The sequence below is a fragment of the Ruegeria sp. CDSB113 genome (assembly GCF_059611045.1).
In genome coordinates this window covers 90,361-105,231 of record NZ_JBXWOU010000012.1, presented here as the reverse complement: position 1 = coordinate 105,231, position 14,871 = coordinate 90,361, and the positions used below count along the sequence as shown (strand labels likewise).

The following is a 14,871-nucleotide window of genomic DNA, read 5'->3' as shown; positions in this document are numbered from 1 at the left end:
ACGTGGCTCAATTCTATCGACAAAGAAACAGTGTGGTAAATTGGCTCGCACATATGCGATCAACCGATGATTTTCTGACGCGTTTACAGTCATGTCAGTCAACATAAAGAAATCTTTTCTGAATTACCGATTTGGGCAAATCAAACATCAGAACTTAAACGCCAAGCACTCTGGCGTTCACGCAACAATGGAAGAACTTAACGCCCAGAAACGCTCGACAAATGGCCTTCCGATTTCATCTGTGCGGTGAAGTCGGATAGAGACGTCGATTTCCTGATGCTCTTCGCTGATCTTGACCAATTTCCCGTCGGCCAACTCTTGCTTCACTGCCAGCCGTGGCATCCAGCATACTCCCAATCGCTGCAAGCAAGCGGCTTTCAACGCTTCGGCAATTGAGTTTTCGTATCTGAAATCCACCTCGAACGTGTTTTCATCCCTTTCCAGAATCATTTGCGTCGCCCTACCCAAAAAACTATCCGCTGGGTGCCTGAGATAGGGCACAGGTTCGTTCCCCGTCAGCGAAAAGCAAGGCACTTGATTACGATCCGCAGCGCTGACCGCGATGAGTACGTCTCTTTCGATGTTCACGTAAGGATGCGTCTTATTCTCCAACAAGCAAGGAACAGCAGGATGGTGATAGCTCAATACAAAATCGCTTGATCCAGATACCACGGCCTCGATGCAACCGGAAAAATCGTCTGCTGTTACCCTGCTACGGATTGTGCCGAATTTCTCTTCAAGCTGAGTTAACCATTGTGGAAAGAAAGAGATCGCCAAGGAATGCAGGGCATGGAACACTAAGATCTCATCGTTCTGTTTGGTTATTCCTTTTGCTTCCTGTCGGGCGTTTTCCATCGCTCTGATGATGTCATACGCCGTGGATTTGAACGACTCGCCTGCTTCGGTCAGTTTTACAGGGTGAACACTTCTATCAAAAAGCGGGGTGCCGATCCAGAACTCCAGGTTCTTGATACGTCGGGTAAATGCGGATTGGCTGATATTTCGTACGTCGGCGGCTTTGGCGAAAACCCTTGTCGATGACAGCGCAAGGAAGTCCTCCAGCAACGCAATTTCCATTCGTGATTTCCCTTACCGGTCGTTGCAGCACAATAGGAAGTCAGCGTTCGATGCAAACGTGTTGCAAGTTTTGCATCTTGCAAAGATTGCAATATGCAATCTTCCTTTGCAACCCACGGCTTTGCCTCCTGCGCTAGTAGCACCGGTATTCGCTTTCTGCTCCGACAAAAGCCCTCAAACCTGCAAACCCCGTGAAGTATCGATCTTCGTCCCTATCAAAATGAGACACAAATGCCCCGTACTGAAACCGATGACCTTGGCCAAATTGAAATCCCAGATAACGCGTTGTTTGGTTCGCAAACCCGGCGTGCGCAGATCAATTTCCCGATTACAGGCGTTCCGATCAGCCACTATCCAGAGGTTATTCGCGCTCTTGCTCTAGTGAAAAAGGCCAGCGCTAAAACCAACGCTCAGCTTGGCATTTTGGATCAATCAAAGTCGGACATCATTGCAGGTGTCTGTGATGAAATAATTGCGGGACAACACCATGACGAGTTTGTCGTCGATGTCATTCAGGGCGGTGCCGGAACATCAACCAACATGAACGCAAACGAGGTGATTGCAAACCTTGCCCTACGAAAGTTGGGTAAAAACTCAGGTGATTACAATTACTTCCACCCGAACGATGATGTCAATAAATCGCAATCCACCAATGACGTGTACCCGACTGCGATACGGCTCGCCGTTCTGTTCACCAACGATCATCTCACCAAAGCTATGCAAGGTTTGAGTACTTCGTTCTATGAACGCGCAGCGAAACTCGAAGGAATTGCCAAAATTGGTCGCACCCAGCTGCAAGATGCCGTCCCCATGACGTTAAGCGCTGAAATGTCATCCTTCGGATATACGATCAACGAGGACATTCAACGTGTGAAAGAGGCAGTGGATCTTTTGCGTGAGATAAACCTTGGCGGAACCGCAATCGGCACGATGATCAACACACCAGATGGGTATCAGGAACGCGTTGTTGCCAATCTTGTGGAAATTGCCGGCCTGCACCTCTCCCCCGCGGGCGATCTGATCGAGGCATCATCTGATTTGGGCGCATTCGTAATGTATTCCAGCACGTTGAAACGGATCGCCGTCAAGCTTTCGAAGATATGCAATGATCTAAGGTTGCTCAGCAGTGGTCCCCGCGCAGGTATTGGCGAAATTAGATTGCCATCCGTGCAAGCAGGGTCGTCAATCATGCCCGGTAAGATCAACCCTGTCATACCAGAAATGGTAAATCAGGTTTGTTATCAAGCAATTGGTAATGACCTTATAGTCACGATGGCCGCGGAATCCGGCCAATTGCAGCTAAATGCGATGGAGCCAATCATCATCCACAAGGTTCTTGAAACAGCCAAGACGCTGACTGCTGCCATTCAGCAATTAACAAGCCTTTGCGTTGACGGGTTGGAAGCAGATGAAGATCGGTGCCGTACGCTTCTGGCAAACAGCCTCGCGCTTGCCACATCTCTGGCCCCGGTCATTGGGTATGAATTAGCGTCAAAAACAGCGAAACTTGCACAGAACGAAGGAATGAGCGTCGCTGAAGCGGCGTCGCAAATGGGCCTTCTCACAAACCCACAGGTGTGCGTGGCACTAGGTGTAAACAAGGTCAAACAACAGGCTCAAGTACGTTAACTATTTATGGTGTTTCGCTGCAACCGCACGACGCCGACGCCACCTCTGACGACAACGGATTAACAGCCATGCCAATAGTTACCAGCTAACTGATAGCCATATTTAGTCCATGAAAGAAGACGGTACTCAAATTACTTCTCCCGCGACGTTGTTGCATGGATCGCCGAACCGCGATATCGCCGACGCTCACTCTGACGCGAGCGGCGATACATGCCCTACAAATTCAATAATGCCCGTCGCAACAAGTTTCCCAAGGCAAAGTATCGTGTCACGAACTGCTCGGAATACAACGAAAGTCTCCGGCGTCGAAGTGATGTGACGATCTGGGTTTCTGATGATGTGGTGAGGAACTGGGCTTCGCCACGCCGCAAGACACGCGGCGGTCAATCGCTTTACTCAGATATGGCAATCGAGATCTGTCTCACTCTGCGGGTCGTGTGGATGTGTCGGGTGGAGCGGCGGCCGCCGAGGCTCGATCTGGATGTCTACCCGTTCCTGCCACGGGCCAGGGTGGCGACGACATCTCCGGCCAGCTACATGTGCCTGACAACAGGTACCTCGACATGACAGAGACGGCACAGATCCTGCTGAACCACCAACTCAAAAAGCTGAAGCTGCCGACCATGCTGCGGGAATACGACAAGCAGGCTCGGCTCTGCGCTGCCGAAGGGAGAGATCACGTCCAGTTCCTGGCCCGTCTGATCGAGCTCGAACTCATTGACCGGGAACAGCGGATGATCGAACGCCGGAACAAGGCTGCGAAATTCCCGGCGACCAAGAGCCTCGATAGCTTCGATTTTGCCGCGATCCCTTCTTTGAACAAGATGCAGGTCCTGGAGTTGGCGCGCGGTGAATGGATCGACCGCTGCGAAAACGTCATCGCTCTCGACCCCAGCGGCACCGGTAAGACCCACGTGGCGCTCGGCCTCGGTCTGACCGCCTGCCAGAAAGGCCTGGCGGTTCGCTTCACAACCGCTGCCGCAATCGTCCACGAGTTGATGGAGGCCCGCGACGAGCGCCAGCTCCTGCGGCTTCAAAAGCAACTCGTGAAACAGAAGCTTCTGATCATCGACGAGTTGGGCTTCGTGCCCCTCAGCAAAACCGGCGCTGAGTTGCTATTCGAGTTGATCTCCCAACGATACGAGCGCGGCTCGATCCTGATCACCTCGAACCTGCCCTTCGATGAATGGACGGAAACCTTCGGCTCCGAGCGTCTCACCGGTGCCTTGCTCGACCGGTTGACCCACCATGTCAGCATCCTGGAATTGAACGGAGAAAGCTATCGCCTGGCACAGAGCAGGGCTCGGCAGAATTCCTAAGGCACAGAAGAGATTGGTCCTGACGGACCAAGACGCCTTGGCAACCGCCAGCTATTTGGGAGCGCGTTTGCCAAGGCGCCGGTCACCCAAACAGTGGACGACTTTTGCTCCGCCCAATGGCAGACTTTCTCACCGCCGTTGACAGCTTTGCCTCAGCTGCAGCAACACTTGCTGGCATCGAGGTGTCACACATGATCCGAAAGGGCCAATTCGCGCCCGGACTCTGTCCGTTCAGGCAATTCGCTGAACTGGCAGCCTAACTTCGTTGCTATCGCCAAGACAGATCGGTTAGCTCAAAACTTTGCAACAAAGCCTTTCTTCGTGGGTTGGAAATTAACGTTACAACACCCTTGAACGGCTTCTTCATGCGTTAGGCCTTTCCAGTTCAGGACGCGCAAACAGGTTGGCAATGCCACGCAATCATATTAATAAATTGTTATCCAATCGTCTGGTTCAAAATTCGCATCCAATTCAGTGATGCAAGTTTCTCCAGTGTTTGCTGCGGCAGGCCCGAATCCAAGAGCGCCGCGAATACTGCTGATACACCTGTGACATCCCCAATTGCATCGGGCATTACCACGCCATCGAAATCAGAACCCAGCGCGATGCCATCGTCTCCCAGATGGTCGAGCAGGTAGAGGATTTGCGCCACAATGGCTTCGATTGGCACCGAGGTCTCCAGCATTCCTATGCCATCGACAAAACAGGGCGCAAAATTGATCCCGACGATGCCACCACTTTGGGCGACCGCCTTTAGTTGCAAGTCGGTCAAGTTTCGTGGTGAGCGACAAAGTTCATATGCGTTTGAATGTGTCGCAACCAGTGGCGCAGTACTAAGCTGGGCCACATCCCAAAAGCCTTTTTCGTTCAGATGGGACAGATCGATCAGCAGCTTTCGCCGGTTACACTCTTCGACCAGCGCCATGCCGTGTTCAGACAGGCCTGCGCCAATGTCTGGGGTTGCAGGAAACTTAAATGGCACCCCAGAGGCAAAAATATTGTTACGGCTCCAGACCAGGCCGACGGACCGCAACCCCCTGTCCACAAGCTTGTCCAGCATCGTGAACTCGACATCGATGCAATCCGCACCCTCGATATGCATGACGGCGGCGATCTCGCCGTTCAACCGGGCAGTTTCGATTTCAGCCACGTTTCGGCAAATACGCAGCTTGCCTTCGGACCGCAATTCAATCTGTTCCAGCAGATCGAACATTTTTATGGTTGCCGAGTATGCCGCTTCACATGGCAGCGGCGGTGGCATGGGAACGCAATATCCCTGCTCTGACTGATAGTCCTCCAGTTCAAACCGCTCGGGCGATGGGGCAAAGGCCGCAAATAGCCCACCGGAAAAACCGGCTTCGATTGCACGTGGCAAATCCAACTGAGTGGAAGCACTGCCTTGAACAAAAGCCTCTGCCGGCCGATCTGGATAATCTTTCAGCAGACGCAATAAGACGTCATTGTGACCATCAAAAAACGAAATGGTCACCGCAAATATGTTCCGTAATCAGACACCAGCAGATGCAGGGGAGCTTCATCTTCCTGCACAGTTGCAAAGCGCCCGATATCCATCTCGAATTCATTGTCGGTTTTGTCGTCGTTGACCGTTGAGACTTCGCCTATCAACACATCCCCCTCTTCACCCCAAAAGGCATGCCAGACACCGGGCAGCAGTGTCACGCTTTCACCGGGGTCAAGGGCGAGCCTGCCCCCGGCTGGCAGGGTTCTGATCTGGCCGTCAACCGGGATATTGACATCCCCATCGCGATCGATTGAACCGTCTTCGTTACCGGCAAACAGCTCTAGCACCAGTTTGCCGCCACCACGATTGATTATGTCTTCGGCCTTCAGCATATGGCGATGCATTGGTGACAACTGATCCTTGCGGCTGATCAACAGTTTTTCCGCATAAAGCATGCCGCGACCGGCCTCGATATCCTCCACTCGGCCATTGCGCAATGTGAACAGGAACAGGCCCATCTCATCAAAACGCCCCTGACCATAGTCGGTGATATCCCAACCCATACCGCGTTGAACGATCACGTCGTGATCATTTATCGCCATTTGATCCGGGGTCCAGTAAGCAAACGGAGGGAGACAAAACCCAAAAGAGCGCAGGAACGCGTCGCCCTCCCGGATCAGCTCATTGATAGTTGAGCGTTGCACCTGGCTTTTCCTTTGCATCGACGTCCGAGAGCGCGCGGAGATAGTTAATCGGTCTCCCTGGAGCGACGGCACGTGCAGCATGGGCAATCGCATTCGCGTCGATCCCGAAATGATGATAAAGGTCTGGCGTATCACCACTTTGACCGAAATGTTCGACCCCAAGTGGTTTGACCCGCTGACCTCGAACGGAGCCGATCCAGCTCAGCGCTGTGGGGTGCCCGTCAAGAACGGTCACGATACCGGCGTCACGTGGCAATTCCTCAAGCAATGCTTCGACATGAGATCTCGCATCTTCATGCCCACGCTGGCGCGCGCGTTCGGCCGCATGCCACCCCGCGGTCAACCTGTCTGCCGACGTCACAGCAAGCACCGCTACATTCTGCCGGGCCTCAGAAAGCATTCCGGCGGCTTTTATCGCCTCGGGCCCAACCACACCGGAGTATACGATCGCGACATCACAGGCCGGCCCTGGCGGGCGCAACCAATAGGCACCGTCAACGATGTGACGTTCCTGTTCCTGCGTGAGTTGCCGCGTCGGTTGTTCGATTGCCAGCGTAGACAGCCGTAGGCATACCGACCCACCAGTCCCATCGCGCAGCCAGTTTTGCTCCCCTGCGCCTTCGGCGCCGTCGCGCTGCATATAGTCAAACGACCAGCGCATGATCACTTCCAGCTCGTCCACATAGGTCGGATCGAAATAGGCCAACCCATCCTGGGATATACCGATCAGCGGGGTTCCGATGGATTGATGTGCGCCACCCTCCGGCGCCAGCGTCACCCCTGATGGGGTCGAGATCAGCATGAAGCGCGCACCCTGATAACATGCGTAGTTGAGCGCATCGAGGCCGCGCGCGATGAAAGGGTCATACAGCGTGCCAATCGGAAAGAGCCGTTCCCCGAACAGTGAATGCGACAATCCTGCCGCTGCCAACAGCGTGAACAGGTTGTTTTCGGCGATCCCCAACTCTAGATGCTGGCCAGTATCAGAGCGATGCCATTTCTGCACCGACATGACCTTTTCATCGGCAAAAATATCGCGTTGCTCGTTCCGCCCGAACAAGCCGCGCGCGTTTATCCAGGCCCCAAGATTGGTCGAAACTGAAACATCGGGCGACATCGTCACGATACGTTCGGACAGCGCATGATCACCTTTGGCTAGTCCGGCCAGAATACGGCCGAACCCGGCTTGTGAGGAACTCTCCTTGGGGATCGAAACCGCCAGCGAGGACGGAACCGGGATTGATTTAGAACGATGTCGGCGGCCATCAACATTCATTGCACACTGGTCGACGAATTTCTTCAAACCATCTCTGTCAACTGCGCCTTCAAAGGGCTCCCATTCTTGCCCTTCACGCACATTGTTATCGACGCGCAGTTCTGCCATTTGAGCCGCGTTTAGCTGACCGGAATGATTGTCCTTATGTCCAGCAAGCGGCAAGCCGTACCCCTTGACCGTATAAGCGATAAAGGCCACTGGACGTTCATGGTCAATCGACCCGAAGGTTTCAGCAATCAACGCCGCATCGTGTCCGCCAAGATTCGTCATCAATTCTGCCAACGCCGCATCATCGCGCCCGCCGATCAGGGCGAGAACCTCGTTATCTCCGGCGAAATCGGCGTTCAGACGTTTTCGCCACCCGACGCCTTTCTGAAATGTGAGAGAAGAGTAGAGATCGTTTGGACATGCGTCGATCCAGTCACGCAAACGCGCACCCCCCGGCTCTGCGAATGCGGCCTGCAACTGATGTCCGTATTTCAGTTCAACGACATCCCAGCCGTATATCTCAAACAGGGTTTTCAGCCGCGTGCTGATGCCTTCGGAAATCACACCATCAAGGCTTTGCCGATTGTAATCCACAATCCACCAGCAGTTGTGCAGATCGTGTTTTTGACCCTCTTGCAACGCTTCCTGAATATTGCCCTCGTCAAATTCGGCATCCCCCGCCAGCGCGATCATGCGGCCCGGCTTTTTGCCCATGCCCTTGGTCTGCAGATAGTCCTGAACCATGGCTGCAAAGGCGGTGACTGCCACGCCCAAACCGACAGAACCGGTTGAAAAATCCACATCTATCCTGTCTTTTGTGCGCGATGGGTAGGCCTGCGCGCCGCCATAGGCTCTGAACCGTTCCAGCTGTTCCTGGCTTTGCCGTCCCATCAGATAATGTGCTGCGTGTAGCACCGGGCCGGCATGTGGTTTCACTGCGACCCGATCCTCGGGGCGCAGTGTATGAAACCACAGAACCGACATAATCGTACACAGCGATGCACAGGATGCCTGATGCCCACCAACCTTCAGGCCATCGCGGCTGTCGCGCAGGGCGTTCGCATTGAAGATCATCCAGGACGAGATCCATCGCAATCGCGCTTCGATGCTTTCGAGATGGTCAACAGTTTTACGATCAAGTGCCATAGCAGGTCGCCTCTGGACGGTTTATCGGTGTAAATGACAATGCCGGTGTCAGGACGCCGACATTTCACGAATGTCGAGTTCAACGAAGTTCAACAGTTCGTTTGACTTTGCACGGCTCGCTTCGACATCGCGCCTGGCGATCGCTTCAAAAAGTTCCCTGTGCAGGGGAAAGGATCGCGTGCCAAAATCCTTGCGATCGAACGGCTGGGAAAAGAAACGGGCAAAGGGGCCGCGCATTTCGGAAATAACCTGCTGAAACATCGCGTTGCCAGTAGCCCGATAGATCGACATGTGAAAGGCGAAGTCTTCTTCGATTGCTGCGCCGGTTGCCTTGTGAACCCGCTCCATCTCCTCCAGGGCGATGCGAATGCGCTCGATATCTTCGTCAGTACCCCGCGTGCAAGCAAGAGCTGCGGCCTCGGCCTCCAGCCCGCGGCGGATATCCAGCGCCATCAACAGGCTTTGGCGCTCCTGTCCGATCGCCAAGGGCACGATGATTTCATCATTCATCGCAACCCGGCGCAAATATGTGCCGGAACCGCGCCGGACTTCCAGAACATTGATTGCCTGAAGTTTGCGCACCGCTTCGCGGACCGAAGATCGGCCGACACCAAGCGCTTCCATCAATTCGAACTCTGACGGCAGCTTGTCGCCTTCCTGATAGTTTCGCGTTCGGAAAAAGCTCAGAAGCTGGTCGGCAACGGCCTCGGATTTTGACGGCGCGTTTAGCCGCGTAAGGCCGTGCAATTTATCGTTCATAACCAGTCCCCTGACTTCACTAGTAATGCGCTATCCATAGTCAAAGCCTTTGCCCCGTCTCTGCATCAAAGACGCTAAATGCACCCTGCCGCAAGGATATCCTGATCCGGTCCCCACTTTGAACCGTGCTGTCAGGATCGGCCCGCATCACCAGTGAGGTGTCGCCGACGGTTCCCCAGATCAGCCTTTCGGAACCCAGAAGTTCCACCAGGCTGACGTGCAGTGTGAATCCTTCATCATCTGCGGGCTGAATATGCTCGGGTCGAATGCCGATCTCGACCCTGGTGCCAGCGGCGGGTTTGGCAATAAGATTGCATTGTTCGAGCGGAATGGACAGATCGGTTGTTTCGATCGTTCCCGCTTGGGTCACCATGCCTTCTATGAAGTTCATCGATGGCAAGCCCACGAATTGTGCAACATATCTGTTCGCGGGGCGGCTATAGATTTCCTCGGGCGATGCAAGTTGCTGAACAACCCCGTCTTTCATAACCGCGATCCGGTCGGCCAGTGTCAGCGCTTCGACTTGATCATGGGTTACATAGATCATCGTCGCACCCAGTTCCTGGTGCAGCCGCTTCAATTCGACCCGCAATTCGGCACGCAGCTTTGCGTCGAGGTTCGACAGGGGTTCGTCAAACAAAAATACATCGACTTTGCGCACGAGGGCTCGGCCAATTGCCACCCTCTGGCGCTGACCACCGGACAGTTCACTTGGGCGGCGATCCAAAAGCTGCTCAATCTGCAGAAGTTTCGCCGCCTCGTCGACCAATTTGTCGGCTTCGGCTTTGGGAACTTTGTTCATCTTCAGACCAAAGCCCAGATTCCCACGCACCGTCATTTTTGGGTAAAGCGCATAGGATTGAAACACCATGGCGATGCCTCGGTCCTTGGGTTCATCCCAGGTTACGTTTTCGCCGTTGATCCAGATTTGTCCTTCGGTAGCCTCCTGCAACCCTGCGATGGTGTTCAGCAAGGTGGATTTACCACATCCCGAGGCGCCAAGAAGGACAAGGAATTCACCCTGCCGGATATCAAGATTCAGCGATTTCAGCACTTCAACGGCACCAAATCGGATGCAAAGGTCACGGGCGCTTACATGTGTCGTCGCGCTTTCTGCTGTCACGTAGTTCATCCTTTTACTGCCCCCGCTGCGATACCCCGAACGAACCAACGCCCGGACACAAGGTAGACCGCCAACGGCACAAGCGCCGTCAACAACGTGGCTGCCATGTTTACGTTGTAAGAGACGTCACCTCGGATTGAGTTTACGATGTTGTTCAGTTGCACTGTCATCGGCATATTTTCCCGCCCGCCGAAAACCAGGCCGAGCAGGTAGTCGTTCCAGATACCGGTGACCTGCAAAATGGCAGCAACCACGATGATCGGCGTAGAGATGGGCAACAGCACATGCCGGTAGATCGCAAAGAACCCTGCGCCATCCACCCGCGCTGCTTTGAAAATCTCGGGCGGCAGAGTCGAATAATAGTTGCGAAAGATCAGTGTCATAATCGGCAGGCCAAAGATGGTATGGACCAGAATGATCCCAGGTAGCGTTCCGTACAAACCGGTTGCCGAAAAGATGCGGATCATCGGATAGATCAGCGCCTGATAGGGCACAAATGCACCAAACAACAAAACCGCAAAGAAAATCTCAGCGCCCCGGAATGTCCAGAATGTCAGGATATAGCCGCACAGAGAGCCGGCCAGAACCGATACGATTAGGCTGGGAACAAGGATACGAACCGAGTTCCAGAACCCAACTTTGATCCCTTCACATTCAAGGCCTGTGCAGGCGCTGTCCCATGCGGTTACCCAACCTTCGACCGTCCATTCCTGCGGCCATTGCAGCACGTTGCCAAGTCGAATTTCTGGCATAGTCTTCAGCGACGTAACGACAACGATATAGATCGGCATCAGAAAGAACGCGGATGCGATGACCAAAAACAGATAAATGGCAACTCGCTGCGCAGAGATCTTAGAAGGCTTCGGTCCAGTAATTGTGGTCACATCAACAACTGTCATAAGGCGCTCCGTTTGCGCATATGTTGGAAATAAAGCCACGGCGCGAGGGCACAAATCACGGTCAGCAGCATGACGGTCGCCCCCGCCATCGCAAGACCAACATTGGCGCGCTCAAGAATGTGGTCCAATACGAACTTTGCGGGAACCTCGGTCGCGATGCCTGGCCCGCCATCCGTCATAGCAATGACAATGTCGAAGCCTTTGATAACCGACAGGGCCAGCAAAACAACGCTGGCAAAGATCACAGGCCCGAGGATCGGCGCAATGATATGGACATAAACACGCCAGGTGGGGATTCCGTCTATTTTTGATGCACGCCAGATTTCGGGATCAACGCCACGCAGTCCCGCCAGCATCAGCGCCATCACAAGACCAGACCCATGCCAGATCGCCGCAATTACAATGGTGTAGATCGCCATCGACTGATCGGTTAGCCAATCGAAAGTAAAGCTGGTCCAGCCGAGTTCGCGAACAGCCTTTTGCAAACCCAGCGACGGGTTCAAAAACCATTGCCATGCAAGGCCGGTGACAACAAATGAAAGGGAATAAGGATAAAGAAAAATGGTTCGAAAAAACCCCTCTCCCTTGATCCGTTGATCGATAAAGACTGCCAGTAGAAACCCCAGCAATAGAGCCCCGGAAACAAAACACACACCAAACAGGACCATATTCTGAAGCGATACGATCCAGCGGGTCGTGCGAAACAGGCGATCATACTGATCAAGCCCGACGAAATCGCCATTTGGCAGCAATTTCGAACTGGTGAATGACAGCTGTATAGACCATGCCACACAGCCCACAAAGACGACCAACACGACCACAATAAATGGTGCAATGGCCAGTCTCGCGATGAATTTGGAACTGCGAAGGTACGAGGTCATCAGAATTTTCCGGGCAGCGTGAGAATGACCGCCGCGACTAGAGGAGTTGTCGCGGCGGCTGCTCTTCCTTAACGACTTAGCTTGCGGTTTCGAATGCCTGAACCAAAAGGCCCATGGCTTGGTCGCTATTCATCGTCTCAGAATTCCAGAACTGCGTGTAGACGTCCTGGAGCGCACCGGCGAGGTCGGACGAGATGTACATCTGCGTGGTCCCCACATGAGTGTCGGCACTCGAAGTCAGTTGGATCGCCTGCTGTCCGCACACATCAAGTTTTGAGGTGTCTACATCCGGACGCACGGGGATCGACCCCTTGATGTTGTTGAAGGCCACCTGAGTTTCGGGGGACAGCATCGTAGTCGCCATCAGGGACTGAGCTTCACGGTCGCCTTCACCATCGGTTTTGGGGAACACAAATACGTCGCCCGAAATCATGTAAGGCGAGCCGCCGATTACACCGGGTGTACAGCCGTAGTCCACTCCGGGTGCCTGACCTGCCGCAAGGAATTCACCTTTGGCCCAGTCGCCCATGATCTGCATCGCTGCCTGGCCAGTGATGACCATATTGGTGGCGTCGTTCCAGCTGCGACCGGGCGAACCGGGATCAGTTTCACGCACCAACGTGCGCAGGCGCGAATAAACGTCGAACACCTCTTTCATTGTGTCCGATGTCAGCGCGCTGACATCCTGATCCTGGAAAATCCGAAGATAGAATTCCTGACCGCCAACTGTCAGCAAAACGGCGTTGAATGTCAGACGTTCCTGCCATGCCTCACCACCCAGAGCGAGCGGGATGATACCGGCCGCTTTCAATTTGTCAGCCGCAGCAAAGAAGCTAGCCCAATCGGTCGGGACCTCAATCCCGGCATCCGCCAAAACCTGATTATTGTGCCACATCCAGTTAGACCCGTGGATGTTCACCGGGACCGCATAGTAAGAACCGTCGCGCTTGACCAGATTATCGATGATACCCGGGAACAGCTCTCCCCAATTGCCAGCCGCAGCCTCTGCATCCAGCGGGTTCAGCAGGCCCGCATCCACGATCTCTTCGAACTCTCGCGAGGTGTTGAACTGGCCCACTTGTGGGGCATCACCACCCATCAAACGGTTGATGAATGTCGATTTTGCTGCACCGCCACCGATGCCGTTATCAACCCATTCACCACCGTTGGCGCTATAAGCATCCGCAAATACTTTGATCGCGGCCGCTTCACCAGCTGAGGTCCACCAGTGGAGCACCTCGACCTTCATTTCTTCTGCCGCAGCGGCAGATGCTATCGCCAGAGTTGTGACCCCGGCCAACAATACTGTCTTGCGTTTCATCTTGCTCTCTCCCTTTTTGGTTCATCCCTGCCAACAGGCGCTGGCCGGTCTTCTCTTTGTTTTCCGGCGACTTCCGCGGCTTTCAGGGCTTGGCGGAGATCGCCCAGAAGAACTTCTCGGCCCTCCAGACCGACAAAGAGGCGAATAGCGCTTTTTGAAACGCCAAAATGATTGAGTGCGTTTGGCCCGGAATCCGACCGCGCGGCGACACTCGCTGGCAGCGCAAGGCTTTCGAATCCGCCCCAGCTGACCCCTAGTCGAAACAGATTCAGCCCGTCACAAAAGGCACGTACATCCAGGCCATCGGCCAGTTCTATTGTGAACAACCCGCCCACACCGGACAGCGTCCCATTGGCTTCCGCCCGGTGAATTTTGCGCACTCGTTCGTCTGTGCGCAGACCGGCAACAACGTAATCTGCCGCACTTTGATGTTCTTTCAGGCGCAAAGGCAGCGTCCGCAATCCACGGATCACAAGCCATGCCTCCATCGCCGAAAGCTTTGCCCCAAGCAACGACAACGACGTATCGCGGATTTGATCAATCAGGTTCTGCGATCCAATGGCACAGCCCGCGACAACATCCGAATGACCGCCCAGGTATTTCGAAATGGAATGCACCACAACATCAACGCCATGCAGCAACGGGTTTTGCCCGAATGGTGACGCAAAGCTGTTGTCGAACACGGTGATCACGCCGTTTGCTTTCGCCAAGGCGGTTACCTTGGGGATATCGCAGGTCTCAAACACATAGCTTGACGGGCTTTCCAGGAACAACAGCCGCGCGCCTTTGAGGGCTGCAGTCAGCGCATCGGTGTCGTTACAGTCGACATATGTGACCGATACGCCGAACTTTTCCAGCAGGATCTCAAACAACCGATAGGCATCGGAATAGGCGTTGATCGTACTCACAACCTGGTCCCCTGCCTTGACCAGCGCCAGTACAGTTCCGGAAATCGCCGCCATCCCACTCCCAAATGCGATGGCGGCTTCCCCATGTTCCAGCTGCGCGAGTTTGTCTTCAAGCAGCCGAACGGTGGGGTTAGAGGTCCGTGAGTAGACATCTGCATCATCCCGGCCCGCAAATCTGTCTTCCAATGCGTCGTAGGTCGGGAATGTGAAGAGGCTGGATAGAACGATCGTTGGAACGACCGACCCGGACGCAAGGCCGGATCGGTCGGAAGTGAGTAGCAGCTGTTTGGTCAGTTCATCCAAGGGAAACTCTTCTTATCAGACGTCTGACGTCTTACATAATAATACCAATGTGTCAACCTTATTGGATGTGTCGCAA

The 14,871-nt window shown here is 54.1% G+C and carries 12 protein-coding genes and 2 pseudogenes; 4 read left to right on the top strand and 10 right to left on the bottom strand.

From position 1 onward, the window contains the following. Positions 1–177: 177 nt before the first annotated feature. Positions 178–1,077 carry a LysR family transcriptional regulator gene (locus AC2FIS_RS18390; RefSeq protein ID WP_496774821.1) on the bottom strand — a complete coding sequence of 300 codons (900 nt, stop codon included), beginning with the start codon at positions 1,075–1,077 and terminating at the stop codon, positions 178–180. A 231-nt stretch (positions 1,078–1,308) separates the two neighbouring features. Between AC2FIS_RS18390 and AC2FIS_RS18385 the strand changes: the two genes are divergently transcribed. The 4 genes and pseudogenes from AC2FIS_RS18385 to AC2FIS_RS18370 form a co-directional block, all read left to right on the top strand. Continuing rightward, positions 1,309–2,706: an aspartate ammonia-lyase gene (locus tag AC2FIS_RS18385; RefSeq protein ID WP_496774820.1), complete on the top strand. Its 1,398-nt coding sequence runs from the start codon at positions 1,309–1,311 to the stop codon at positions 2,704–2,706. Between the two features lie 210 nt (positions 2,707–2,916). Beyond that, a pseudogene (locus tag AC2FIS_RS18380) lies at positions 2,917–3,135 on the top strand (transposase); the annotation flags it as partial. A gap of 134 nt (positions 3,136–3,269) precedes the next feature. Then, complete coding sequence (istB, locus tag AC2FIS_RS18375; protein ID WP_496774819.1) at positions 3,270–4,025, top strand: IS21-like element helper ATPase IstB; 756 nt, start codon at positions 3,270–3,272, stop codon at positions 4,023–4,025. Between the two features lie 143 nt (positions 4,026–4,168). After that, positions 4,169–4,285: pseudogene (locus tag AC2FIS_RS18370) on the top strand (IS6 family transposase); the annotation flags it as partial. A 176-nt stretch (positions 4,286–4,461) separates the two neighbouring features. Here the strand turns inward: AC2FIS_RS18370 and AC2FIS_RS18365 are convergent. The 9 genes from AC2FIS_RS18365 to AC2FIS_RS18325 all read right to left on the bottom strand — a co-directional run bounded on the left by AC2FIS_RS18365 (position 4,462) and on the right by AC2FIS_RS18325 (position 14,795). Further along, entirely contained in the window at positions 4,462–5,514 is a 1,053-nt protein-coding gene (locus AC2FIS_RS18365; RefSeq protein WP_496774818.1) for a dipeptidase, read from the bottom strand. Next, positions 5,511–6,191, bottom strand: a complete 681-nt coding sequence (locus tag AC2FIS_RS18360) for a D-lyxose/D-mannose family sugar isomerase (RefSeq protein WP_496774817.1) — start codon at positions 6,189–6,191, stop codon at positions 5,511–5,513. Before AC2FIS_RS18360 ends, AC2FIS_RS18365 begins: the two co-directional genes overlap by 4 nt. Next, positions 6,169–8,601: a thiamine pyrophosphate-binding protein gene (locus AC2FIS_RS18355; RefSeq protein WP_496774816.1), complete on the bottom strand. Its 2,433-nt coding sequence runs from the start codon at positions 8,599–8,601 to the stop codon at positions 6,169–6,171. The genes AC2FIS_RS18360 and AC2FIS_RS18355 overlap by 23 nt, the downstream gene beginning before the upstream one ends. Before the next feature lie 48 nt (positions 8,602–8,649). Beyond that, positions 8,650–9,360, bottom strand: coding sequence for a FadR/GntR family transcriptional regulator (locus AC2FIS_RS18350; RefSeq protein WP_496774815.1), 711 nt, complete (start codon positions 9,358–9,360; stop codon positions 8,650–8,652). A 40-nt stretch (positions 9,361–9,400) separates the two neighbouring features. Continuing rightward, a complete protein-coding gene (locus AC2FIS_RS18345) occupies positions 9,401–10,492 on the bottom strand; it encodes an ABC transporter ATP-binding protein (RefSeq protein ID WP_496774814.1) in 1,092 nt (363 codons plus the stop codon). Continuing rightward, on the bottom strand, positions 10,489–11,382 hold the full coding sequence (locus tag AC2FIS_RS18340) for a carbohydrate ABC transporter permease (protein ID WP_496774813.1): 894 nt from the start codon (positions 11,380–11,382) through the stop codon (positions 10,489–10,491). Before AC2FIS_RS18340 ends, AC2FIS_RS18345 begins: the two co-directional genes overlap by 4 nt. After that, positions 11,379–12,263, bottom strand: coding sequence for a carbohydrate ABC transporter permease (locus AC2FIS_RS18335; protein ID WP_496774812.1), 885 nt, complete (start codon positions 12,261–12,263; stop codon positions 11,379–11,381). The genes AC2FIS_RS18340 and AC2FIS_RS18335 overlap by 4 nt, the downstream gene beginning before the upstream one ends. Before the next feature lie 76 nt (positions 12,264–12,339). Continuing rightward, the gene (locus AC2FIS_RS18330; RefSeq protein ID WP_496774811.1) at positions 12,340–13,584 is read right to left on the bottom strand and encodes an ABC transporter substrate-binding protein; all 1,245 of its coding nucleotides are present in this window, start codon (positions 13,582–13,584) and stop codon (positions 12,340–12,342) included. Further along, positions 13,581–14,795: an aminotransferase class I/II-fold pyridoxal phosphate-dependent enzyme gene (locus AC2FIS_RS18325; RefSeq protein WP_496774810.1), complete on the bottom strand. Its 1,215-nt coding sequence runs from the start codon at positions 14,793–14,795 to the stop codon at positions 13,581–13,583. Before AC2FIS_RS18325 ends, AC2FIS_RS18330 begins: the two co-directional genes overlap by 4 nt. Positions 14,796–14,871: the final 76 nt, after the last annotated feature.

What these genes read in the sequence shown, in the direction of transcription:
- AC2FIS_RS18385 (WP_496774820.1), top strand. Translation starts at nt 1,309, where the DNA reads ATGCCCCGTACTGAAACCGATGACCTTGGCCAAATTGAAATCCCAGAT.
- AC2FIS_RS18335 (WP_496774812.1), bottom strand. Translation starts at nt 12,263, where the DNA reads ATGACCTCGTACCTTCGCAGTTCCAAATTCATCGCGAGACTGGCCATT.
- AC2FIS_RS18340 (WP_496774813.1), bottom strand. Translation starts at nt 11,382, where the DNA reads ATGACAGTTGTTGATGTGACCACAATTACTGGACCGAAGCCTTCTAAG.
- istB (WP_496774819.1), top strand. Translation starts at nt 3,270, where the DNA reads ATGACAGAGACGGCACAGATCCTGCTGAACCACCAACTCAAAAAGCTG.
- AC2FIS_RS18390 (WP_496774821.1), bottom strand. Translation starts at nt 1,077, where the DNA reads ATGGAAATTGCGTTGCTGGAGGACTTCCTTGCGCTGTCATCGACAAGG.
- AC2FIS_RS18355 (WP_496774816.1), bottom strand. Translation starts at nt 8,601, where the DNA reads ATGGCACTTGATCGTAAAACTGTTGACCATCTCGAAAGCATCGAAGCG.
- AC2FIS_RS18350 (WP_496774815.1), bottom strand. Translation starts at nt 9,360, where the DNA reads ATGAACGATAAATTGCACGGCCTTACGCGGCTAAACGCGCCGTCAAAA.
- AC2FIS_RS18345 (WP_496774814.1), bottom strand. Translation starts at nt 10,492, where the DNA reads ATGAACTACGTGACAGCAGAAAGCGCGACGACACATGTAAGCGCCCGT.
- AC2FIS_RS18330 (WP_496774811.1), bottom strand. Translation starts at nt 13,584, where the DNA reads ATGAAACGCAAGACAGTATTGTTGGCCGGGGTCACAACTCTGGCGATA.